The organism is Nonomuraea sp. NBC_00507 (assembly GCF_036013525.1).
Taxonomy (GTDB): Bacteria; Actinomycetota; Actinomycetes; order Streptosporangiales; family Streptosporangiaceae; genus Nonomuraea.
The window spans coordinates 8,392,505-8,416,523 of the sequence record NZ_CP107853.1 but is presented as its reverse complement, the minus strand read 5'-3'; the positions used below and the strand labels follow the sequence as shown (position 1 = coordinate 8,416,523).

16 protein-coding genes are annotated in these 24,019 nt (G+C 72.1%); 11 read left to right on the top strand and 5 right to left on the bottom strand.

The features are described 5' to 3' along the window. Positions 1-98 precede the first annotated feature (98 nt). Both OHA25_RS40585 and OHA25_RS40580 read right to left on the bottom strand, forming a co-directional pair. The gene (locus OHA25_RS40585; protein WP_327582213.1) at positions 99-1,649 is read right to left on the bottom strand and encodes a sugar ABC transporter ATP-binding protein; all 1,551 of its coding nucleotides are present in this window, start codon (positions 1,647-1,649) and stop codon (positions 99-101) included. 74 nt (positions 1,650-1,723) lie between these two features. Beyond that, the gene (locus OHA25_RS40580) at positions 1,724-2,521 is read right to left on the bottom strand and encodes a DeoR/GlpR family DNA-binding transcription regulator (protein WP_327582212.1); all 798 of its coding nucleotides are present in this window, start codon (positions 2,519-2,521) and stop codon (positions 1,724-1,726) included. Between the two features lie 164 nt (positions 2,522-2,685). Here OHA25_RS40580 and OHA25_RS40575 point away from each other — a divergent pair, with 164 nt between their 5' ends. From OHA25_RS40575 to OHA25_RS40550, 6 genes are read left to right on the top strand one after another with little or no spacing between them, the layout of a single operon-like run. Continuing rightward, positions 2,686-5,211 (top strand): PA14 domain-containing protein, encoded by a 2,526-nt coding sequence (locus tag OHA25_RS40575; protein ID WP_327582211.1) that lies wholly within the window; start codon positions 2,686-2,688, stop codon positions 5,209-5,211. Positions 5,212-5,271: 60 nt separating this feature from the next. Continuing rightward, on the top strand, positions 5,272-6,339 hold the full coding sequence (locus tag OHA25_RS40570) for an ABC transporter substrate-binding protein (protein ID WP_327582210.1): 1,068 nt from the start codon (positions 5,272-5,274) through the stop codon (positions 6,337-6,339). Position 6,340: 1 nt separating this feature from the next. Next, positions 6,341-7,954, top strand: coding sequence for a sugar ABC transporter ATP-binding protein (locus OHA25_RS40565; protein ID WP_327582209.1), 1,614 nt, complete (start codon positions 6,341-6,343; stop codon positions 7,952-7,954). Next, positions 7,947-8,936 (top strand): ABC transporter permease, encoded by a 990-nt coding sequence (locus OHA25_RS40560; RefSeq protein ID WP_327582208.1) that lies wholly within the window; start codon positions 7,947-7,949, stop codon positions 8,934-8,936. Before OHA25_RS40565 ends, OHA25_RS40560 begins: the two co-directional genes overlap by 8 nt. Continuing rightward, positions 8,933-9,886: an ABC transporter permease gene (locus tag OHA25_RS40555; protein ID WP_327582207.1), complete on the top strand. Its 954-nt coding sequence runs from the start codon at positions 8,933-8,935 to the stop codon at positions 9,884-9,886. The genes OHA25_RS40560 and OHA25_RS40555 overlap by 4 nt, the downstream gene beginning before the upstream one ends. Positions 9,887-9,942: 56 nt before the next feature. Further along, a complete protein-coding gene (locus tag OHA25_RS40550) occupies positions 9,943-13,830 on the top strand; it encodes an AAA domain-containing protein (RefSeq protein ID WP_327582206.1) in 3,888 nt (1,295 codons plus the stop codon). A 41-nt stretch (positions 13,831-13,871) separates the two neighbouring features. Here the strand turns inward: OHA25_RS40550 and OHA25_RS40545 are convergent, their stop codons facing one another. Together OHA25_RS40545 and OHA25_RS40540 are read right to left on the bottom strand one after the other, a co-directional pair. After that, positions 13,872-15,002: an MBL fold metallo-hydrolase gene (locus OHA25_RS40545; protein WP_327582205.1), complete on the bottom strand. Its 1,131-nt coding sequence runs from the start codon at positions 15,000-15,002 to the stop codon at positions 13,872-13,874. Positions 15,003-15,092: 90 nt separating this feature from the next. After that, a complete protein-coding gene (locus OHA25_RS40540; RefSeq protein WP_327582204.1) occupies positions 15,093-15,881 on the bottom strand; it encodes an oxidoreductase in 789 nt (262 codons plus the stop codon). A 106-nt stretch (positions 15,882-15,987) separates the two neighbouring features. On the opposite strand from OHA25_RS40540, the gene OHA25_RS40535 reads away from it, so the two are divergent. Further along, positions 15,988-16,560, top strand: coding sequence for a TetR/AcrR family transcriptional regulator (locus OHA25_RS40535; RefSeq protein WP_327582203.1), 573 nt, complete (start codon positions 15,988-15,990; stop codon positions 16,558-16,560). On the opposite strand, the gene OHA25_RS40530 is transcribed toward OHA25_RS40535, so the two are convergent. Continuing rightward, the gene (locus OHA25_RS40530) at positions 16,557-17,273 is read right to left on the bottom strand and encodes a DUF3152 domain-containing protein (protein ID WP_327582202.1); all 717 of its coding nucleotides are present in this window, start codon (positions 17,271-17,273) and stop codon (positions 16,557-16,559) included. The two genes, OHA25_RS40535 and OHA25_RS40530, sit on opposite strands and share 4 nt — an antisense overlap. 237 nt (positions 17,274-17,510) lie before the next feature. Here OHA25_RS40530 and OHA25_RS40525 point away from each other — a divergent pair, with 237 nt between their 5' ends. The 4 genes from OHA25_RS40525 to OHA25_RS40510 all read left to right on the top strand — a co-directional run bounded on the left by OHA25_RS40525 (position 17,511) and on the right by OHA25_RS40510 (position 23,956). Next, complete coding sequence (locus tag OHA25_RS40525; RefSeq protein ID WP_327582201.1) at positions 17,511-19,442, top strand: S9 family peptidase; 1,932 nt, start codon at positions 17,511-17,513, stop codon at positions 19,440-19,442. After that, positions 19,406-20,719 (top strand): serine hydrolase domain-containing protein, encoded by a 1,314-nt coding sequence (locus OHA25_RS40520; RefSeq protein WP_327582200.1) that lies wholly within the window; start codon positions 19,406-19,408, stop codon positions 20,717-20,719. The genes OHA25_RS40525 and OHA25_RS40520 overlap by 37 nt, the downstream gene beginning before the upstream one ends. Positions 20,720-20,729: 10 nt before the next feature. After that, the gene (locus OHA25_RS40515; protein ID WP_327582199.1) at positions 20,730-22,286 is read left to right on the top strand and encodes a serine hydrolase domain-containing protein; all 1,557 of its coding nucleotides are present in this window, start codon (positions 20,730-20,732) and stop codon (positions 22,284-22,286) included. 80 nt (positions 22,287-22,366) lie between these two features. After that, complete coding sequence (locus tag OHA25_RS40510) at positions 22,367-23,956, top strand: PucR family transcriptional regulator (protein ID WP_327582198.1); 1,590 nt, start codon at positions 22,367-22,369, stop codon at positions 23,954-23,956. Positions 23,957-24,019: the final 63 nt, after the last annotated feature.

Here is a 24,019-nt window from a genome sequence, read left to right as displayed (position 1 = left end):
AACGGTCGCGGCCGGTCCTGGTCGCTGCGCCGCCGGCGTGATCAGGGCTGACGCCCTGGGCGGCGTAGAGCGCGCCGAGGAGTGTTGCGGCGCCCGCGTCAGTCCTTGGCCAGGGCGGCCAGCAGGCGGTCCTCGGTGACCTCGGGGCCGGTCAGCTGCTCGGTGATCGCGCCGTCCCGCAGCACCACCACGCTGTCGCAGTTGTCCACCAGCTCGGCCACGTCCGACGAGATCAGCAGGATGGCCAGCCCGTCCACGGCCAGCTCGTCCAGCAGCGCCTGCATGCCCAGCTTGGTCGCCACGTCGACGCCCCTGGTCGGCTCGTCGAGCAGGAGCACCTTGGGATGCATGGCCAGCCAGCGGGCCAGCAGCACCTTCTGCTGGTTGCCGCCCGACAGCTCGCCGGCCGGCTGCCGGGGCGAGACGGCCTGGATGCCCAGCCGCCTCATGAACGTGGCCACGATGCCGTCCACCCGCGCATCCGACACGATGCCCGCCCGCGAGAGCCGGGGGAGCGCGGCCAGCGCGATGTTGTCGCGTACCGACAGGGTGGGCACGATGCCCTCGGTCTTCCTGTTCTCCGGCACCAGGCCGACGCCGGCCCGCACGGCGCGCCTGACCGACCACTTGCGGGCCGCCCCGCCCCGTCCGATCGGCCACGTGCGGGCAGCCGCGCCCCCCACCGTGCCTCCCACGGTGCCCCCCGCCGTGCCCGCCACCGTCACCTGCCCGGCGTCCACCGGCAGGGCGCCCGCGATCGCGCGGGCCGTCTCGCTGCGTCCGGCCCCGAGCAGCCCGCCGAGGCCGACCACCTCGCCCGCGCGCATGGCCAGGGACACGCCGTCGAGCACGTGATGGCGGGTGAGGCCCTTGGCCTCCAGGACGGGCAGGTCGGCCGGCTCGCCGGGCTCGCCAGCCCGCGGCGCGGGCGCGACGGGGTGGAACGGCCGGCCCAGCATGAGCGAGACCAGCCGCAGCCGGTCCAGCCCGGCCAGCGGCCCCGTGTGCACGACCCGGCCCTCGCGCAGCACGGTGACCCGGTCGCAGATCCCGTAGAGCTCCTCCAGCCGGTGGGTGACGTAGACGACCGAGCGGCCCTCCTCGCGCAGCCGCCGCACGGCCCCGAACAGCGTCTCCAGCTCGGCGTGCTCCAGCGCCGACGTGGGCTCGTCCATGACGACCAGGCGGGCGTCCGCGGAGGCGGCCCTGGCCAGCGCCACGAGCTGGCGCGCGCCCTCGCCCAGCGAGGCGAGCGGGCGGCGCACGTCCACCCGCAGCCCGTACGCGGCCAGCAGCTCTTCGGCGCGGGCGTGCAGGGCCGTCGTGCCGATCAGCCCGAGCCGTCCCCTGGGCTCCCTGCCGAGCAGCAGGTTGCGGGCCACGCTCATGGTGGGGACGAGGTTCGTCTCCTGGTGGATCGTGGCGATCCCGGCCCGCTTGGCGTCGGCCGGCCCGGCGAACCTGACCGGCTCCCCGAGGAGGCGCAGCTCGCCGGCGTCCGGCTGGTGGACGCCCGAGAGCACCTTCACCAGGGTCGACTTGCCCGCCCCGTTGCCGCCGACCAGCGCGTGCACCTCGCCGGGGCGTACGGACAGGGTGACGTGGTCCAGGGCGACGACGCCCGCGAAGGTCTTGAGAACGCCTGCCACCTGTAGCACGGTTGCCTCCGCCTCGATCGTGGTCGAGGAAGGAAACAATCCAGTAACGGGATTGTCACATTCGATCAGAACTGGGCGACGTGCAGGCGCACGCCCCGGCCGCTCAGCTCGTCGAGCACGTCGCGGGGCGCGGCGTCGTCGGTGACCAGGTGGTCGATCCGGTCGGGCGGGACCGTCTGCACCATCGTGTCCACGCCGACCTTGGTGTGGTCGGCCAGCACCACGACCTCCTCGGCCGCGGCGGCCAGCGCCCGGTCCACGCCCGCGACCTGCATGTTCGGTGTCGAAAGCCCCCGCTCGGCGGTCAGGCCGTTGCCCGAGATGAACGCCCGGCGCACCCGCAGTCCGGCCAGGGAGTGCTCGGCGGCGCTGCCGACCAGGGCCAGGATCGAGCCGCGCAGCGTGCCGCCGGTCAGCATCACCTCGACCCGTGAGGCCGCGAGCATCTGGGCGACCAGCAGCGAGTTGGTCACCACGGCCAGCTCGGAGTGCCTGGTCAGGCGGCGGGCGAACTCCTGCGTGGTGGTGCCGGGGCCGATCACGATCGCGTCGCCGTCCTCGACGAGCGCGGCGGCCAGGTCGGCGATGGCGGCCTTCTCCGCCGACTCCATCGAGACCTTGTGCGCGTAACCGGCCTCGCGCGACAGCTCGCCGGGCAGCGTGGCGCCGCCATGGTGGCGGTTGAGCAGGCCTTCCGACTCCAGCGCGCGCAGGTCGCGGCGGACGGTGACCTCGGAGGAGTGGACGGCCTGGGCCAGCTCGCGCAGCGACACGGCGCCGTTGGCACGCACCAGCTCGAGGATGCGCTGCCGGCGTTCCGCGGCGAACACGGGCCTGCGTCCGTCGCTCTGCGTGTCGCTCACGTCCCGGATCATAGTCGATCGGCCGAAGTGGGTTCAGCTCTGACCGAACGAGAACGAATTTGATCGGGAATCTTGACCGGGTCGGTCCAGCAGTGCTTATTTGGGAGCAAGTCAGGGTCGAAGGCTGACCGAACCTGATCGGCCGCGTTACGAAAGGACCCCCCGTGCGTAAGCGCCTCGCGTTGTTGCTGGCCGTGTTGTTGTCCGTGTTATGGCAGGCGCCGTCTCCCGCGTCCGCATCCGATGCCGCCGCCGCCGAGCGGAACGGGCTGCGCGGCGACTACTACCTCGCCTCCGGGGCGGGAAAGTTCGATTTCGCCGAGCTGAAGGCGAGCGTCGTCGACCCCAACCTGGAGCTGGCCGACCTCAACCCTGTCTTCCGGCTGCTGGCCGGCAGGGAAGACGACGTCACCGTCCGGTGGACGGGGCAGATCCAGGTGAAGTACTCCGAGACCTACACGTTCTCCATGATCGGCGACAACGGCTTCCGCCTCTGGATCGACGGCAAGCCGATCATCGACCACTGGGTGGACGACTGGGACCGCGAGCAGGTCGGCACTCCGATCGCCCTGGAGGCCGGCCGCACGTACGACGTCAAGGTCGAATACTTCGAGCACTTCGGCGGCGCCCACCTGCGGCTGCGCTGGCAGAGCCCGAGCCAGCCGAAGGCGATCGTGCCCACGGAGGCGTTCACGCTGCCCGCCGGCTTCGAGCCCGAAGGGCCGTCCGGCGCCCGGCTCGGCGCGGCCGGCGACGTGGTGACGCTGACGTTCGCCAAGCCTCTGAAGGAGGTGCCCGCGGGGGCGGCCGGAAAGCTCGGCATCACGGTCGGCGGGACCTCGTGGCCGGTCACTGCCGCCACACTGAAGAATCCGGAAACCGTTGAACTCAAGCTGAAATATCCGGTTCCAGCCAAGGCCGGCGCCACCGTCCGCGCCTCCTACGACGGCAGTGGCGGCATCACCCACACCGACGGCACGCCCCTGGCCGCCTACCGGCACGCGTACGTGGTCAACGCCTCCACGTACGTGCTGCGCACCCAGTGGGCCGACGACGTGAACCCGGCCGATCCGCTGCCGGAGTACCCCAGGCCGCAGCTCGTCAGGGACCGCTGGCGCAGCCTCAACGGCACCTGGCAGTTCGCCCCGGCCAAGAGCGGCGAGGCCGCGCCGATCGGCAGGGACCTGCCCGAGCGCATCGTCGTGCCGTACCCGGTGGAGTCGCAGCTGTCCGGCATCGGCCGGCACGAGGAGCGCATGTGGTACCGCAGGACGTTCGACGTGCCGGTCACCTGGCGCGCCCAGCGGCTGCTGCTGCACCTGGACGCCGTGGACTGGGAGAGCGTGATCTACGTCAACGGCAAGCAGGTCGGCGCCCACAAGGGCGGCTACGACCGGATCACGGTGGACGTGACGGACGCGCTCAAGCCCACCGGCAAGCAGGAGCTCATCGTCGGCGTCGCCGACCCCACCGACACCGGCGCGCAGCCCATCGGCAAGCAGCGGCTCGACCCGAGCGGCATCTGGTACACCGCCGTGTCCGGCATCTGGCAGCCGGTCTGGATGGAGCCGGTGCCCAGGGAGCGGATCGACCGCGTAGACACCGTGCCCGACCTGCGGGGCCAGGCCGTGTACGTGACCGTCCATGGCTCGCCGGGCCGCGCCACCGTCGTCGCCAAGGACGGCAACCGCGTGGTGGGCATCGTCAGCGGCCAGGTGGGCAAGGAGCTCAGGCTTCCCGTGCCCAACCCGAAGCTGTGGTCCCCCGACAACCCGTTCCTCTATGACCTGACCGTCCAGCGCGGGCTGGACCGGGTCGAGTCGTACGTCGGGATGCGCTCCATCTCCGTCGCGGGCAATCGGATGCTGCTCAACGGCAAGCCGGTCTTCCAGATCGGCCCGCTCGACCAGGGCTTCTGGCCGGACGGCATCTACACCGCCCCGACCGACGAGGCGCTGCGCTACGACCTGGAGCAGACCAAGGCGCTCGGCTTCAACGCCGTGCGCAAGCACGTCAAGGTCGAGTCCGACCGCTGGTACCACCACGCCGACAAGCTCGGCCTGCTCGTCTGGCAGGACATGCCGTCGGCCTTCCGCACCACCGACCGGCCGCAGTTCGAGGCGGAGCTGCGCGAGATGATCGACCAGCACCGCAGCAGCCCGTCGATCGTCATGTGGGTGCCGTTCAACGAGGGCTGGGGCCAGTACGACCAGGCGCGCATCGCCGACCTCGTCAAGAGCTGGGACCCCTCGCGCCTGGTGAACAACATGAGCGGCGTCAACTGCTGCGGCGCCGTGGACGGCGGCAACGGCGACGTCAAGGACTTCCACATCTATCCCGGACCCGGTAACCCGGGCAAGCCCACCGGCACCCGCGCCAACGTGATCGGCGAGTACGGCGGCCTGGCCCTGCCCCTGGTCGGCCACACCTGGTCCGGCGGCGGCTGGGGCTACGCGGTCGAGCCGAACCCGGAGGCCCTCACCACCCGCTACGTCAACATGATCAAGGAACTCGAGCGGCTGCACGCCTGCGAGCAGCTCAGCGCGGCCATCTACACCCAGACGACCGACGTCGAGACCGAGATCAACGGCCTGATGACGTACGACAGGGCGATCGTCAAGCCCGACGTGCAGCGTGTCCACGACGCGCACAAGGCGCTCACCGGCGCGATCAACCCCACCTGCAGCTGACCTTCCACCCGCCCGGGCCCCTGTGGCCCGGGCGCGGCACCTGGTAGGAAAGGAACCGCCATGACCCCCCAGATCCGGACAGCCGGTTTGGCGCTGGCCGTGCTCCTCACCACCGCCGCCTGCGCCAAGGCCGAGGAGCCGCAGAGCGCGCCCGCCGCCGCGAGCACCGCCGGGCAGCAGGTCGTGCAGACCCCCGCGGGCGGCGCCGGGCCGACCTGCACGTTGCAGAAGTCCGGTGGCACGACGTTCGACCTGAAGACCGCCACCGTCGGCTTCTCCCAGTCCGAGAAGGAGGCCAACCCCTTCCGCATCGCGGAGACCAAGTCCATCAAGGACGAGGCGGCCAGGCTCGGCATCGCCAACCTCAAGGTCACCAACGCGCAGTCGCAGTTCTCCAAGCAGATCACCGACGTCCAGCAGCTCATCGCCCAGGGCGCGCGGCTGCTGATCATCGCCCCGCTCAACTCCGACGGCTGGGAGCCGGTCCTCCAGCAGGCCGCGGCCAAGAAGATCCCGATCATCACCGTGGACCGGAAGATCAACGCCAGGCCGTGCGACGACTACCTGACGTTCATCGGCTCGGACTTCTACGAGCAGGGCAAGCGCGCCGCCGACCGGATGATCGAGGCAGTCGGCGGCAAGGGCAAGGTCGCCATCCTGCTCGGCGCGCCCGGCAACAACGTCACCACCGAGCGCACGAACGGCTTCAAGGACCGCGTCAAGGAGAAGGCGCCCGGCATCACGATCTCGTTCGAGCAGACCGGCGAGTTCGCCCGCGAGAAGGGGCAGCAGGTCACCGAACAGCTCATCCAGTCCAACCCCGACATCAACGGCATCTACGCCGAGAACGATGAGATGGCGCTGGGCGCCGTCACCGCGCTGAAGGGCGCGGGCAAGGAGCCCGGAGACATCAAGATCGTGTCTGTGGACGGCACCCGCAGCGCCGTGCAGGGCATCGCCGACGGCTGGCTGCACGCGGTCATCGAGTCCAACCCCCGCTTCGGGCCGCTCGCCTTCGAGACCGCGCAGAAGTTCCTGGACGGGCAGGCCATCCCGGACAAGGTGATCATCTCCGACCGTGACTACGACACGAGCAACGCCAAGGACTCGCTCGGTGAGGCGTACTGACTTGGCTGACTGGACAGACTCGGCCGATGCGGAACCCGTGCTCGAGGCCCGGGGGATCACTAAACGATTCCCCGGCGTGCTCGCCCTCGACGGCGTGTCCCTCGCCCTGCGCCCAGGCGAGGTGCACGCCCTCGTGGGGGAGAACGGCGCCGGCAAATCCACGCTGATCAAGGTCTTCACCGGCGTGTACCGGCCGGATGGCGGCGAACTGCGCCACCAGGGCGGCCCCGCCGCCTTCGCCACCCCCATGGACGCGCAGCGCGCCGGCATCTCCACCATCTACCAGGAGGTCAACCTCGTCCCCATGATGAGCGTGGCCCGCAACCTGCTGCTCGGCCGCGAGCCCCGCGGCCGCTTCGGCGTGATCCACACGGCCGCCCTGTACGGCGAGGCTTCCCGCGTGCTGGCGAGCTATGGCGTCTCGGCCGACGTCCGGCGGCCGCTGCGGACGCTCGGCGTGGGCGCCCAGCAGATGGTCGCCCTGGCCAGGGCGGTCTCCGTGGACGCCCGGGTGGTCATCATGGACGAGCCCACGTCGTCGCTCGAGCCGCGCGAGGTCGAGACGCTGTTCGGGGTGATCAGGCGGCTACGGGACACCGGGATCGCCGTCCTGTACGTCAGCCACCGGCTGGACGAGTTATACCAGGTGTGCGATCGGGTGACCGTGTTGCGCGATGGCCGCCTCGCCCACACGGGGCCGCTCGCCGACCTGGAACGACTCCGGCTCATCTCGCTCATGCTGGGCCGGGACCTCAACGAGGTCCGCACCGAAGGCCTCACCCGCTTCTCCCGCCACCGCCCCGCCGGGAGCACCGCGGCGGGCGGGCACGGGAACGGGCAGGCGCCCATCGTCCGGGCGCGTGGGCTGACCCGTCGTCATGTCCTCCGCGGCGTGGACATCGACATCAGGCCCGGCGAGGTGGTCGGCCTGGGCGGGCTCCTCGGGGCGGGCCGTACCGAGACGGCGAAGGCCATCGTCGGCGCGTTGCCGTTGGACGGAGGGCAGGTGCACGTGGCGGAGGCGCCGCTGCGCACCGGCTCCACGGCGGCGGCCATCAGGGCGGGGGTCAGCCTGCTGCCGGAGGACCGCAAGGCCGAGGGCATCATCCCGACGCTCTCCGTGAGGGAGAACATCGCCCTGGCCGCCCTCCCGTCACTCGGCACCGCAGGTGTTGTGTCCGAGGCGAAGATCGACCGGGTGGTCGGGATCTTCATGCGGCGGCTGAGGATCAAGGCCGCCTCGCCGCACCAGCTGGTGTCCGAACTGTCCGGCGGCAACCAGCAGAAGGTGCTGCTGGCCCGCTGGCTGGCCGTACGGCCCAAGGTGCTGCTGCTGGACGAGCCCACCCGCGGCATCGACGTCGGAGCCAAGGCCGAGGTGCAGGCGCTGATCGACGAGCTGGCGGAGGAGGGCCTGGGCGTGCTGCTGATCTCCTCCGACCTGGAGGAGCTCGTCGAGGGCGCCGACAGGATCCTCGTGCTGCGCGAAGGCGCGGTCGCGGGGGAGCTGTCGGGCGACGAGGTGACCGAGGAGAGGATCATGGCAACGATCGCGGAGCAGTCCGATGGCCGAGCGGAGCAGTCCGATGGCCGAGCGGGGCGGTCCGATGGCTGAGCTGACGGGAGCCGGGCCGGGTGCGGGCACGGGCGCTGCGCGGGCCCGCGTCGCGGTGCTCAAGCCGCGCGTGCTCGCCTGGGTGCAGGACTACGGCGTGTACGCGGCCGTGCTGGCGCTGCTGCTGTTCAACGTGCTGTTCACCCCGCACTTCCTGGATGCCGCGAACTTCCGCACCCAGCTCGTCCAGGTCACCCCCATCGTGATCGTCTCGCTCGGCATGGCGCTGGTGATCGGCACCCAGGGCATCGACCTGTCGGTCGGCTCGGTGATGGCGCTCGCCGCCGCGCTGGTCGTGATGTACCTGGGGTACGGCTGGCTGCCGGCCGTGCTCGTGGCCGTGATCGGCGGGGCGGCGGTCGGAGCGGCGGGCGGAGCGCTGGTGGCGTACGTCGGGGTGCAGCCGATCGTGGCCACCCTCGCGCTGCTCGTCGGCGTGCGCGGGCTGGCCAACGTGCTGGTGCCGCAGCTCGTCGAGTTCCGCAACCCCGACCTGATCGCACTCGGCAGCAGCTCGGTGGCCGGGATCCCGGTGATCGTGCTGATCGCGGCGACGCTGACCCTGATCGTGTTGTTCGTGGTGCGGCGCACCACGTTCGGGCGGCAGGTGGTCGCGATCGGCGGAAACCGGCCGGCCAGCGAGTTGTCCGGCCTGCCGGTCAAGCGCGTGCTCTTGACCGTCTACGTGATCTCGGGCCTGCTGGCGGCGCTGGCCGGGGTGCTGGCCACGGCCCGGCTGCAGGCCAGCGACCCCACGTCGCTCGGCCTGTTCATCGAGCTGTCGGCCATCACCGCGGTCGTGGTCGGCGGCACGCCGCTGACCGGCGGCCGGATCCGGGTGCTCAGCACGGTCATGGGCGCGCTGCTCATGCAGTTGCTGTCGGCCACGCTGATCAAGCACAACCTGCCCCAGTCGTGGACCCAGATGGTCCAGGCGGCCATCATCCTGGCCGCCGTCTACGCCACCAGGGAGCGCCGATGAACCGAGAACAGGCCAGCCGGGTGCTCCAGCAGCACGGCGCCCTCATGGTGCTGGGGCTGCTGGTGGTCGGGGGCAGCCTCACCTTCGACTCGTTCGCCACGCCGGGAAACGCGGCCAGCGTCGTGGTGTCGTCGTCGTTCCTGGCGATCATCGCGATCGGGATGACGTTCGTCATCATCAGCGGCGGCATCGACCTGTCGGTGGGATCGCTGTTCGTACTGGGCGGGGTGCTGGCCGCCTACGGCTCCCCGTACGGCCTGCCGGTGGCGCTGCTGCTGCCGCTGGCGGTGTGCGGGATGGTCGGCCTGCTCCAGGGGCTGGTGATCGCCAGGACGGGGATGGCGCCATTCATCGTCACCCTGGCCGGGCTGCTCGGCGTGCGCGGGCTGATGCTGGCGATCTCCGACGAGGGCGCCACCACGTACCTCGTGAAAGACCCCGCCTTCGCCGCCGTGGGCCAGGGCGAGGTGCTCGGCCTGTCCTATCCGGTCTACATCACCGCCGCTCTGGCGCTGGCGGCGATGGTGCTGCTGCAGCGCACCGGCTTCGGCCAGAACGTCTACGCCATCGGCGGGAACGAGCAGGCGGCCGCGCTGATGGGCGTGCCGGTGGCCCGGACCAAGGTCTGGGTGTACGTCATGTCGGGCCTGCTGGCCGGCCTCGCCGGAGCGCTGAACGCGGCCCGACTGTCGTCCGGCGTGACCATCCTCGGCATCGGCCTCGAACTGGACGCCATCGCCGCCGTGGTGATCGGTGGCACCCTGCTGACCGGGGGAGCGGGCGGGATCACCGGCACCGTGGCCGGGGTGCTGCTGCTCGGCGTCATCCAGAGTCTGATCAATCAGGTCGGGAGCCTGACGTCGGCGTTCCAGCAGGTCGTGAGCGGGGTGTTCCTGGCACTGGTGGTAGTGGCGCAGCGGCTGCTGAGCAAGGCGCAGCGACTGACGTGACCCGCACCGCGCGGTCAAGCGACTGCAAAGGCCGCGTCAGGGCAGAAGTAGCGTTCATGGCAGAGCCATCGGACAACCGCCGGGCCGAGCTGATCGCCGCGGCCCAGGCGAACTGGATATCGGCGCTCACCGACCTGGGCGGGCGCAACACGCTGCTCTACTACAAGGACCGCCGGGCAGGCACCCTCGACCTGGCCGCGGCCGACCCCGCGAACCTCGAACGCTTCCTCCGCACCGGCTCGATCAGGCTCACCCGCCTGTTCAGCGACGCCGATGCCAGGGCCGACGCGATCAGACGCGTGCAGGCCATCCACCGCAAGTCCCGCGAGCTGCTCGAGGAGCGCGGCCTGCGGGCCGCGTACCTGGCCACCGGCATGGCCAGGTGGGACGAGCTGTTCCTCGAGCCCGCCGCGCCCGTGCTGCTGCGCGGCCTCACCATCACCCCCACCCGGGCCAGGCACGACGATTTCCACCTCGCGCTCGACGACGAGGACGAGGTCAACCCGGTGCTGCTGCACAAGCTCGCCACCGTGTACGGCGCCGACGCCGAGCGCGCCACCGGCGACCACGACCAGCTGCGCGCCGTCGCGGCCGCCGCCGAGGTGCCGGGATTCGACATCCAGGACCGGCGGGTCATCGGCACGTTCACCTACTCCAAACTGCCCATGGTCAGGGACATGCAGGCGGCGGGCGAGCTGCTGGCCGACAGCGACGTGGTGGCCGCCATCGCCGGCGACCCCGAGGCGCAGGAGCTGCTGTCGGGCGACAGGGGGGAGGTGCTGGCGCTGGACTCGCCGGAGGACGACTACTCGGTGCTCGACGCCGACTCCTCCCAGCGCAGCGCCATCGACGCCGTGCTGTCCGGCCGCAGTCTCGTGATCCACGGGCCGCCGGGCACCGGCAAGAGCCAGACCATCGCGAACCTGATCGCGGCGTTGGTCGCCAAAGGGCGCAAGGTGCTGTTCGTGGCCGAGAAGCGGGCCGCGATCGACGCCGTGCTGTCCCGCCTCAAGGGCGCCGACCTGGGGGACCTGGTGCTCGACATCCACGAGGGCACGCGTGACCGGCTGCGCATCGCCCGGGACCTGGGCGACACGCTCGACCTCGCCCAGACCGTGACCGAAAGGCCCGAGCAGGAGCTGGACCGGCGGCTCATCGACCGGCAGCGCCGGCTGTCGCGGCACGTGGCGGGGCTGCACGAGCCGCGCCCGCCGTGGGGTGTGTCGGCGTTCCAGATCCAGTCGGCGCTGCTCGGCGTGCCGGCCGAGGCACGTACGCCGGTGCGGCTCTTCCCACCCGAGCGCATCGACCGTGAGGCGGCCGACCGGATCAGGGACGAGCTGCGCGACTTCGCCCACCTGGGCGGGTTCACCCTGCGTCCCGGCAGCACGCCCTGGTACGGGGCGTCGCTGCGGACCGCCGAGCAGGCCCGGCAGGCCGCCGATCTCGCGTCGCGGCTGCATTCGCACCTGCTGCCGCTGCTGGCGTACCGGGTGGACCAGGCGTGCGCCGAGGCAGGCCTTCGCGCGCCGGAGGGGCATCGGGAACGGGTGGCGGTGCTGCAGCTCTTCGCCGGGGTGGCGCAGACGATGCGGCGCCTGTCGCCCCGCGTCTTCGAGTCCGACCCGTCCCGCCTGGCCGCCGCCGCGGGCGACGGCACTGCCGGCGATGGTCCCCTAGGGCTGCGGGAGCGTCACGCGCTGCGCAAGCGGGCGCGTGCCCTGTGGCTGGGCGCCGGCAAGCCGGAGCGCGCCGAGCTGCACGCGGCGCTGGCGGAGGCGGCCGAGCAGCTCGCCGAGTGGGACGCCCGCCGCCTCCCGCCACCCGCGCCGGACGCCTGGCGCGCCGGCCTCGACGGCACCTCCCCGTCCGGCAGGCCGCCGTGGCCGCCGTCCGATCTCGGCGGGCTGCTGCGGCTGCAGGCCGAGTGCGAGGCACAGCTGGCCTCCCTGCGCGCCTACGTACGCGTCCCCGACGACCCCGGCGAGGTCCTCGCCGCGCTCTGCGCCGACCGCGACACCGCGTGGAAACTCCCCAGACTGTACGACCTGGGCGTGCGGTTCGACGCCCTGGGCCTCGGTCAGCTCCTCGACGACCTGGCACGCAAGCAGGCGACGGCGGACCTGGCGGCGGCCGCGTTCGACCACGCCTGGTACTCCTCCATCCTCGACCACGTCAGGGTCAGCGACCCGCGGTACGCCGCGGAGAGGGGAGACGCGCTCGACGAGATCGCCGGCGACTTCCGTGAGCGCGACATCCGGCACCTGGCAGCCAACCGGGCACGGGTCCGCCGGGCGTGGGCGGTCCGGCTGCGCGACGCCGAGGACCGGCACCCGCTCCAGGCCAGGGTGATCCGCAAGCAGGCGGCCCTGCGCCGGGGCCAGCTGCCGCTGCGCCGCCTGCTCGACCAGACGGGCGATGTGCTGTTCGCGCTCAAGCCCTGCTGGGCCATGTCCCCGCTGATCGTCAGCCAGGTGCTCCCCGCGACCAGGCTGTTCGACGTGGTGATCTTCGACGAGGCCAGCCAGATCGTGCCCGCCGACGCGGTCCCGTCCGTCATGCGGGCGCACCAGATCGTGGTCGCCGGCGACGACCGGCAGCTCCCGCCGACGAACTTCTTCCGGCAGGTGGGTGACGGGGCCGATGACGCCGAGGACGAGGAGAGCATGGTGTCGTTCGGCGCCGGGTTCGAGTCGGTGCTCGACGCGCTCCGCCCGCTGTTGCCGACATGGCCGCTGACCTGGCACTACCGCAGCAGGGACGAGCGGCTGGTGGCGTTCTCGAACGCCCGCATCTATGGCGGCGCGCTGACCACGTTCCCCGGCGTGTCGCGCGGTGACTGCCTGCGGCACGTGGTCGTCGCCCAGCCGGCGGCCCCGACCACCGGGCCCGGTCAGGAGGCGTCGGTGCCGGCCGAGGTGGACAAGGTCGTGGAGCTGGTGCTGGACCACGCCCGCGCCCGCCCGGGCGAGTCGCTCGGCGTGATCGCGCTCGGCATGCGCCACGCCGAACGCGTCGACCAGGCGCTGCGGGAGGCGCTGGCCGAGCATCCCGAGCTGGAGGAGTTCTTCGCCGAGGACGCGCCGGAGCCGTTCTTCGTCAAGAACCTCGAACGCGTCCAGGGGGACGAACGCGACGCGATCATCCTCACCATCGGGTACGGCAAGCACCGCGACGGCCGCATGCGCTACCAGTGGGGCCCGCTGCTGCGGGACGGCGGCGAGCGCCGGCTGAACGTGGCCGCCACCCGCGCCAAGCACCGGCTCACCCTGGTCAGCTCGTTCTCCAGCCACGACGTGGACCCCGCCCGCGTCACCAAGGCGGGAGCCCGCCTGCTGGCCGACTACCTGGAGTACGCGGGCTCCGGCGGCACCCCCGCCGACGCCTCGGGCGGCACGGCACTCAATCCGTTCGAGGCCGATGTGCGCGACCGGCTGGCCAGGCATGGCATCACCGTCGTCCCGCAGTACGGCGTCGGCGGCTTCCGTGTCGACTTCGCCGCCACCCACCCGAGGGACCCCGACCGCATGGTCCTGGCGATCGAGGCCGACGGCGCCTCCTACCGCGACTCGCGCAGCGTGCGCGACCGCGACCGGCTGCGCAAGGAGCACCTGGAGCGGCTCGGCTGGAACTTCCACCGCCTGTGGTCCACGAACTGGTTCCACAACCCGCAGGCCGAGGCGGACAAGCTGCGCAAGGCATATCAGGAGGCGGTCGCGGCGTACGAACCCGAACCCGAGCCTGAACCCGAGCGAGCGCCGGAGCCGGCGCCGCCGCCCCACGCGGCCGCGGAGCCGGACCACCGGCCGCCGGAGCCCCGGCGCGAGCTGGAGCGGCGCACGCGAGCGCCCGCCGCGGAGCTGGACGGCCGTTCGCGGGCGCCAGGCGGGGAGCTGGACGGCCGTTCGCGGGCGCCGGACGGGGAGCTGGACAGGCCCGGCTGACGCCCCCGATCAAGCGGGCGGCCCCGGCGAGGGCCGCCCGCTCAGCTCAGCGTCTCCCACCAGCCGTCCACCGCCGGCGCCGCGGTGGTGTCGACGGCCTCGCCCGGCCGCGGAACGACGATCTTGACGTCGCGTGCCTTGGCCTCCCGCCACAGCCGATCGACCGGCTCCGCCCACGGATGCAGGGCCAGCGTGAACGTCGCCCAGTGCACCGGCAGCAACAGCTCGCCCCCAAGGTCGAGCTGGGCGTTGACCGCCTCTTCCGGGTTCATGTGGATGTCCGGCCAGGCGGGGCTGTAGGCGCCGATCGGCATCAGCGTCAGGTCGAACGGCCCGTGCGCCGACCCGATGCCCCGGTAACCCTCGAAGTATCCGGAGTCGCCCGCGTAGAACACCCGCTTGCTCGCCCCGGCGACCACCCAGGACCCCCACAACGTGTCGTTGCGGGTCAACGCCCGCCCTGAGAAGTGGCGGGCCGCCGTGGCGACGAAGCGCAGCCCCGCCACCTGGGCCTCCTCCTCCCAGTCGAGCTCGATGATCCGGTAGGCGGGCACGCCCCACCGCTCCAGGTGCGCGCCGATGCCCAGCGGCACCAGGAACGGCGCCTTCTGTGTCCTGGTCAGTGAGCGCACGGTCGCCAGGTCCAGGTGGTCGTAGTGGTCGTGCGAGATCGCGATGGCGTCGATCGGCGGCAACTCGCCGATCGCGACCGGCACCGGGTGGTGCCGCTTCGGGCCGATCAGCTGCGAGGGGGAGGGACGCTTGCTCCACACCGGGTCGAACAGCACCCGCTTGCCCTCGATCTCCACCAGCGTGGAGGCGTGGCCGTACCAGACGACGCGCACGCCGTCGGCGGGGGGCGGCCCCGGCGCGGGGACCCGCAGTGGAACGGGACCCGCGGGGCGGCGCTGCTCCTTGTTCTTGGCCATCTGGGCGAACAGGTTCACGGGCGGGGTGGTCATCAGATGCGTCGGCTCGGGCATCGGGTTGAAGAACGTGCCGTCCCTGAACTGCGCCGACTGCCGCATCCGCGCCACCCGGTCCGGGCTCGAGCTCAGCGGCCGCACGCCCAGCTCGGCCGGCACGTCCCGCAGCGCCCAGCCGGCCGCCACGAGGGCCGCGCCGCCCGCCAGAATCCGCCGTGCCGTCGAGCCCCGCCGCTTATCCGCCATCGCTCACTCTCCCCTTCGCAAGTCTCTTCACTTCGCTCAACCGGGCCAGGACCCCCCGGTGTTCCCGCCCCTACGATATATCGCGATAGGTCACACTGTTTTGATCGTCCCGCCGTCGATGACGTAGTCGGCGCCGTTGATGCTCCCGGCGTGCGGCGAGGCGAGCCACGTCACGAGCGCGGCGACCTCCTCCGGCTCGATGAGGCGGCCCGTCGTCATCCCGCTGACGGACGGCAGCGCCGCCAGGAAGGGCTCGTGGTCGACGCCGTGCGCGGCGGCCACCGCGGCGCCGTACCCGTCGGGGGACTCCCATATCGAGGTGCGGGTGATGCCGGGTGAGATCGTGTTGACCCGCACGCCCTGGGGGCCGAACTCTTCCGACAGCGCTTTGCCGAACGCGGTCAGCGCCGCCTTGGCGGTCGTGTACGGCAGCGGGCCGTTGTGCGGCAGACGGGCGCCGATCGAGGAGATGTTGATCACAGTGCCGCGGCGGCCGATGAGGCTCGGCAGGGCGGCTCTGGTGGCGCGGACGGCGCTGAAAAAGTTCAGGTCGTAGGTCTGCCGCCACTGCTCGTCGGCGAAGCCGAGGAACCCGCCGGTCTGGCCCTCGCCTCCGTCGCCGCCGCCCACGTTGTTGACCAGCAGGTCGATCGCGCCCAGCTCGGCCAGGGCGCGGTCGATCACCTCGGCGGGGCCGTGCGCGGTGGACAGGTCGGCCGCCACGGCGACCGCGCCGGTCTCCTTCAGCGCGGGCGAGATCGTCCGGGCGGCGGCCACCACGCGCATGCCCTCGCCGGTCAGCGCCTGGACGATCGCCAGGCCCAGCCCTCTGCTCGCGCCGGTCACCACGGCCGTCTTGCCGGTGAGTCGCAGGTCCATGGTTCTCCTTCATGAGATGCATCAGTTGTGATGCCTAAACCATACGACTTGCAACATCAATGATGCAACTAACGAAGTAGTCGTGACAGTGTCGTACCCTGTGGGGGTGAGTGAGACGACGCGGGCGGTGCGGTCGGATGCGGCGCGGACGGTGCGGACCATCCTGGAGGCGGCCGAGCGCGTGCTCAGCAAGAACCCGGCGGCCAGCATGGAGCAGATCGCCGAGGCCGCGGGGGTGGCGCGCACGACCGTGCACCGGCGCTTCGCCTCGCGGGAGGCGCTGGTGCACGCGATGGCGGGATGGGCCACCCGGCAGTTCGCCGAGGCCGTCGCGTCCGCGCACCCGGAGGACACGCCGCCGCTGGTCGCGCTCTACCAGGTCACGGTCAGCGTGCTGCGGGTCAAGAGCACCTGGGGGTTCGCGATGAGCCGGGCGCTGTCGGACGACCCCGAGGTGGCCAGGGTGCACGCGGACGTGGAGGAACTCTGCGATCGCCTCTTCAGGAGGGCGCAGGCGGCCGGCGTGCTGCGGGCCGAGGTGGATCCCGGCTGGGCCAGGCGGGTCTACTACGCGCTGATCCACGAGGCGGCCCAGAGCCGCGACGCCGGCCCCGACGCCCTCGCCACCCGCGTGGTGGACACGCTGCTCCGGGGCGTCGGCACCGGCCAGGGCCTCTAAGCGCCGTCGCGCCGTTTGCGGTCGGGGTGCGGCCACGGGTTCGGCAGGCAGCGGCCCAGCGACTTCGATTGCTGGACCATGACCGGGGCGAGCCTGCCGGGACCCGGGCAGGACTCGTGGTGGTGCCCGAGGGCGTGGCCGACCTCGTGGTTGATCAGGTAGGCCCGGTACGCGGTCAGGTCGCGCCCGTACTGCGGCACGCCTTTCGCCCAGCGCAGCGCGTTGATGATCGAGCGGGTGCCGTTCCAGCAGGACAACTCGCCGCCGGTGCGCAGCGGCAGGCACTGGCGGACGGTGAGACTCGGGCTGGACAGGGCGACCCGCACCCGCACCGGGCCGCGATCGACACGCTGGAACCTGGCCCACCCGCGGGCGTCGTTGAGTATGCGATGCACCTGGGCGGCGAACGCGCGGGCGTCGACCGGCAGGCCACGCTCCACCTCGACCAGATACCGGATCACCGGCCCGCGACCCGGCGGCGCCGGCGCGGCTCCGCGCACGACCGCGTACCTGCCGGAGGCCGCGTGCGGGACCTTCAGCGGGACCGGCTCGGGCACGGCGGAAGGGGCGGGTCGTGCCTGAGCGCTGGACGGCGCGGCGGAAGGAACGGCGCGAGCGGCGGGAGCGGAAGGAGTGACGGGAACGGGTGCGGGCGGCTCGGCGGCGCAGGCGGCGGCGAGCAGCGCCAGCACGAGCAACGCAAGCAGCGGCAACGCGTCCTCCCCACGAGTGTACGGTGGGGAGGAATACGACTCTACGTAACCGCTCATCACATATGGTCACCGGGGTGACGCGAGCCCATGGGGCAGGACCGCAACGGTGCTGAGCGTCTCGACGTCGCCCGAGGGCCGGCTCCGCCGGGCTGGGCGTTGGGCTCCCGCACAAGACGGGCGGCGTCCTTCGTCCGGAGCGCCGAAGATGCCGGGACGACGGAGGCTTACCGTTCGTGCATGCCGCATCTCGCGCTCGACGACCTCTACCGCCTCGCCGTCCCTTCCGATCCCCAGATGCGTCCCGACGGGAGAGCGGTGGCGTACACCCTGACGACCGCCGTCCGAGACTCCGACGAGAACCGCACCGAGATCTGGCTGGCCGCTCCTGGCGTCGAGCCCCGGCGCCTGGCGGCAGGCAGCGCCGCGCGGTGGTCGCCGGACGGCCGGACGCTGGCGTTCCTGCGACCGGTGGACGACCGGCCACAGATCCACCTGCTGCCGATGGACGGCGGCGAGCCCGACCCCGTGACCTCGGCGAAGCTCGGCGCCGGCGCGCCGGTGTGGTCTCCGGACGGCTCGCGCATCGCCTTCGCCGCACCTGTCGGAACGGGCGAGGACGGCGGGATGCCCGACCCGAACGCCCCCGTCGTTACCGGGCGGCTCGACCACAAGGCCGACGGCGCCGGGCTGCTGCGCGGCATGACCATGCACCTGTTCGTCACGGATGTGGCCAGCGGCGAAACCGTCCAGGTCACCCAGGGCGACTTCCACGCGGGTGAGCCGTCGTGGTCGCCCGACGGCCTGCGCCTGGCGTTCGCCGCCGCCATGGACGCGGGCCGTGACCTCGAGCCGGGCGGGGCCGCGTACGCCGTCGACGCGTCCAAGGGCGGCGTGCCGGAGCGGCTGACGGATCCCGGCCTCATCTGCGGCGGCGTGTGGTGGTGCGGCGACCGGCTGGTCGCCGCGGGACTGAAGGGCACCGTGGTCGGGCACGTCCGGCTGTTCACGCTCCGCCCCGGCGGGTGGACCGAGGTGGAGACGGGCCTCGACCGGAACGTCATGACCGGCGCCCCGGGCTATCCAGGCGGCACCCCGGCGCTGCTCGGCGAGGACCTGCTGTTCTGCGCGCGCGACGGCGGCTCGACGCACCTCTACCGTGCCCCCGACGGGGCCCTGGGCGAGCGGTTGGTGCCCGGTGAGGTCAACGTCTCGGGGATCAGCACGGCGGCGGGGGTGGTCGCGTACGTGGCGGCGACGCCGCACAGCGCGGGAGACGTCTACCTGATGGCGCCAGGCCTGAAAAAGGTAACGTCAGGCGATATGTCGGATATATCTGGTGCGTCAGCGCCGGATATATCCCGGCTCACCGACTACGCCCTCGACGACATCGAACTGTTCACCGCGCACCGCCGCACCTTCACCGCCCCTGACGGCACCCAGGTCGAGGGTTTCGTCCTGCGCGACGAGACCGCGCAGGCTCCCGGCCCGCTGCTGCTCGACGTGCACGGAGGCCCGCACAACGCCTGGTCGCCCGTCTTCGACGGCATCCACCTCTACCACCAGCTCCTCGCCGCCCGCGGCTGGACCGTCCTCACCGTCAACCCGCGCGCCAGCGACGGGTACGGCGAGGACTTCTACACCGCCTCCATCGGCGCCTGGGGGCTGGCCGACGCCCAGGACCTCCTTGCCCCCATCGACGTCCTGATCGCCGACGGCGTCGCCGACCCCGAGCGGCTGGCCGTCACCGGCTACAGCTACGGCGGCTACATGAGCTGCTGGCTGTCGGCCACGACCGGCAGGTTCAAGGCCGCGATCCCCGGCGGCTGCGTGAGCGACCTGACGAGCCTGAGCGGCACGTCCGACCTCGGCCACCTGATGAAGGTGCACGAGTACCCCGGTGACCTGGTCGCCCAGTCGCCCATCGCCCACGTCACGGACGTCACCGCCCCGATGCTTCTCCTGCATGGCGAGGACGACGACCGCTGCCCCGTCGGCCAGGCCGAGCAGTGGTTCACCGCCCTGCGCGAGCGCCGGGTGCCCGTCGAGCTGGTGCGCTATCCCGGCGCGAGCCATCTGTTCATCCTGAGCGGGCGTCCCTCGCACAGGTACGACTACAACGAAAGGATCATCGCGTGGCTGGAGCAATGGGTCAGCGGCTCGCCGAGCTGATCGCCGAGTACGAGGTTCCCGGCTCGGCGCTGGCGTACTGGCACCAGGACGAGCTGCACGAGTTCGCGGCCGGCACACTGAACGCCGACACCGGCGTCGACGCGACCACCGACGCGCTCTACCAGATCGGCTCGGTCACCAAGGTGTGGACCGCGACCCTGATCATGCAGCAGGTCGAGCAGGGCCGGCTGACGCTGGACACGCCGGTCATCGAGGTGCTGCCCGAGTTCAAGGTGGCCGACCCCGAGGCCACCAAGAAGGTGACGATCAGGCACCTGCTCTCCCACACCAGCGGCATCGACGGCGACCAGTTCATCGACACGGGCCGCGGCGACGACTGCGTGGAGAAGTACGTGGCGGCCTGTGCGACCCTGGCGCAGAACCACCCGCTCGGCGTCACCCAGTCCTACTGCAACTCCGGGTTCGTCATCGCCGGCCGGGTGCTGGAGCGGCTGACCAGTAAACGCTGGGACGATGTCCTGCGCGAGGGCATCTGCGAGCCGCTCGGCCTCACCCACACCTGGACGCTGCCTGAGGACGTGCTGCGCTTTCGCGCCGCGATGGGCCACGAGGGCGGCACGACCGCCCCGGTGTGGGGCCTCATGCGGTCGATGGGCCCGGCCGGGCTGATCTGCGCCCGACCCGCCGACGTGGTCGCCTTCGGGCGCGCCCATCTGGAAGGTGGCCTGCTGAAGGATCCGAGCGCGATGTGGGAGCCGCAGGTCGACATCCCCAACCCGTACACGCTGGGCAAGCAGTGGGGCCTCGGCTGGATCATCGACGAGTGGAGCGGCCACAAGGTCATCTCCCACGGCGGCAACACCATCGGCCAGCACGCCATGCTGTGGGTCGTGCCCGGCACCGGGACCGTCGTCTGCGTGACCGCCAACGGCGGCCAGAGCGGTGCGTTCACCCGGGCCGTCGCCACCGAGCTGTTCGCCGAACTGGACGGCCTCACCATGCCGCCCACGCCGACCCTGCCCGAGACACCGGCGGACGTGGACGTGGCCCCGTACGTGGGCGTCTACGAGCGGGCGGGCGCCCGGATCACGGTGAGCGTGCTCGACGACGGCAAGGCCCGGCTGCGCTTCGAGGCGACCGGCGAGCTGGCCGCCCTGCACCCGCCCGAGGAGTCCGATTTCGTCCCGGTCGATGAGAACCTGTTCCTGTTCCAGGCACCCGGCACCCGCGACTGGATGGCGGCGGTGTTCTTCGAGCTGGCCGACGGCACCCGGTACGTGCACCTGGGCGCCCGCGCCACTCCCAAGGTCAGCTGAGGAGATCGACATGGATCTGCGGGATCGCCTCACCGAGGCGGCGCGCGAGCACGGCGTGCCTGGTGCGGCCGTCGCGGTCTGGCACGACGGCGAGCTGCATGAGGCCGCCACCGGGGTGGTCAACACGGCCACCGGCGTGGAGACCACGACGGACAGCGTGTTCCAGGTCGGCTCCACCACGAAGGTGTGGACGGCGGCGCTGGTCATGCAGCTCGCCGAGGACGGCCTGGTCGAGCTCGACAAGCCGGTGGGGGAGTACCTGCCGGACTTCGCCTTCGGCGGCGTCACCGTCCGCCAGTTGCTCACGCACACCGCCGGCTTCGACGGCGACGTGTTCGAGGACACCGGGCGCGGCGACGACTGCCTGGACAGGTTCCTGGACCACCTGCGCACCGCCGGGCACGTGCACGAACCCGGCGAGCTGTTCTCCTACTGCAACGCCGGCTACTGCGTGCTCGGCGCGCTGGTGGCCAGGCTGCGCGGCGGCACCTGGGAGCAGGCGATCCGCGAGCGCCTGCTCACCCCGCTGGGCGCCACGCACGCGGCGCTGTTCGGCGAGGAGGCCGTGCTCTTCCGTGCCTCGGCGGGCCACGTCGGGCCGGACGCCGCCGTCTACCCCCGCTGGCAGATGCCCCGCTCCAACGCCCCGGCCGGCTCCACCCTGTGCCTGGCGCCGCGCGAGCTGGTCGCGTTCGGCCGGGCGCTGGCGGCAGGCGGCCTGGCGCCGAACGGCGCCCGGCTGCTGGCTGACGAGTCGGTGGCCGCGATGCTCACGCCGCAGGTCCACGTGCCCGGCGTCGGCGGCGCGCTGGCCGACCGGTGGGGCCTCGGCGTGGAGCTGTTCGGCTGGGGAGCGTTCGGCCATGACGGCGGCACGCCGGGGCAGAGCACGTTCTGGCGCATCGTGCCGGGCTCGGGCACGTCGGGCATCGTGCCGGGCTCGGGCACGTCGGGCATCGTGCCGGGCTCGGGCACGTCGGGCATCGTGCCGGGCTCGGGCACGTCGGGCATCGTGCCGGGCTCGGGCACGTCGGGCATCGTGCCGGGCTCGGGCACGTCGGGCATCGTGCCGGGCTCGGGCACGTCGGGCATCGTGCCGGGCTCGGGCACGTCGGGCATCGTGCCGGGCTCGGGCACGTCGGGCATCGTGCCGGGCTCGGGCTTCGTCATCGCGATGAGCGGGAACGGCGGCTCGTTCTTCGGCCTCATGGCCGACGTGGCGCGGCCGGTCATCGAGGAGGCGACCGGCCTGACGGTGCCGGCGCACCCCCTGCCGCCGCAGGCGCCGAAACCGGTGGACGGCGCCTCGTACGCGGGCCGCTACACCGGCCCGCAGCTCGGCTACGAGGTCGCCGCGGCGGGAGACGGCCTGGACGTCACGCTCATCCCCGGCCCCTTCATGGAGAGCATGGGCGCCACCCGCACGACCACGCGATACGTGCACCTCGACGGCGAGTCGTTCATCGCCGTCGAGGCCGAGGGCGGCCGGCACGATGTGGTCACGTTCGTGATGCGGGACGGGCGCGCGGCCTACCTGCACAATGGCCGTGCGGTGGCCCGTGACTGACCTGCGCGACCTGGTCCATTTCATGAGCACGATGTCGACTTACTCCGCTGATGTCGGTTTTTGTGGACTATCGTGATCGCGTGCGGAACCGCCCTCGAGCCAGCCTGGGACGGATCCTGGAGGACCTCGGCACCACCGTCCTCGACGTTGCGGCCTCACCTGGGGATCTCGACGCCGAGGTCACCGGCGTGCACATCTTCGACCCGCTCGACGAGCTGATCGTCCCCCCGGGCGGAATCCTGCTCGCGGTCGGCGTGCGGGGCGCCGCGGAGATCTGCTCACTCCTCGAACGCGCGCCCGCCGCCGCCGGCGTCGTCGTGAAGCTGCCCGTGGACGTGGACGAGCAGGTCCGCACCACCGTGCTGGAGACCGGCGTCGCCGTGCTCGGCCTCACCCGGGCCGCCTCCTGGGCGCAGGTCGCGGCGCTGCTGCGCTCCCTGCTGGCCGAGGCCGACCTGGCCGAGCCCGGGCAGGGACCGCAGGGAGACCTGTTCTCGCTGGCCAACGCGGTCTGCGCGTTGCTCGACGCGCCCGTCACCATCGAGGACAGGTCGTCGCGGGTGCTCGCCTTCTCCGGCCGGCAGGACGAGGCCGACGCGGGCCGCGTGGAGACCGTGCTCGGCCGCCAGGTGCCCGAGCGCTACCTGCGGATGCTCGACGAGCGCGGCTTCTTCAAACAGCTCTACCAGAGCCGCGGGCCCATCTACATGGAGCTCGAGGGCGAGAGCGTGATCAATCGGGTCGCCGTGGCCGTGCGCAGCGGCGATGAGATCCTCGGCTCCATCTGGGTGGCCGTGAGGGAGCCGCTCAGCGAACAGCGGCAGCGCGCGCTCGCCGAGGCGGCCAAGATCGTCGCGCTGCAGCTCCTGCGCGAGCGCGCCGGCGCCGACACCCAGCGGCGCATGCGCGCAGACCTGCTGTCCACCGTGCTGGCCGGCGGCGCCGACGCGCCCGAGGCGGCCGGGCGGCTCGGCATCGCCACCGCCCGGCTCTGCGTGCTGGCCGCCCAGCTCGTCTCCGAGGGCCCCGCGGGCGACCCCGCCCGCGGGGAGAGCGACCGGCAGCGGTTCTGCGACGCGCTGGCGCTGCACGTCGCCGCCATCCATCCCAAGGCCGCCGCCGCGCTCGTCGGCTCCGTCGCGTACGCCGTGCTGCCGCTGCACTCGTCGGGCGAGGAGGAGGCGCGGGCCGTACGCGTGGCGGAAAGCTTCCTCGCCAGGGTCGGGCCCCGCCATGCCGCCAACATCGGCGTGGGCCGCCTGGCCGCCAACCTCTCGCAGGTGGCCAGGTCACGCGCGGACGCCGACCGGGCCCTGCGCGTGCTGGGCGCCCGCGGCACCACCGGTCAGGTCGCCGGCTACACGGCCGTGCACTTCGAATCGTTGCTGCTGCAGGTGGCCGACGTGGCCGCGGCCGAGGAGCAGACGCCCACGGGCCCCTACCAGCGGCTGCTGGACCACGACGCCGAGCATGGCACGGATCTGGCTGCCACCCTGCGCGCCTACCTCGACGCGTTCGGCGACGTCAACGCGGCCAGCACCCGGGTGCACGTCCACGCCAACACCTTCCGCTATCGGCTCAAGCGCCTGGTCGAGATCAGCGGCCTCGACCTGTCCGACCCCGACGCCCGGCTCACCGTGATGCTGCAGATGCGGATCTTCGGTCGATAGCACGAGCCGCCCCGCCTTTTTCGTGTGCAGGCACATAGAACCGGATCTGCGCAGGCAGGAAGG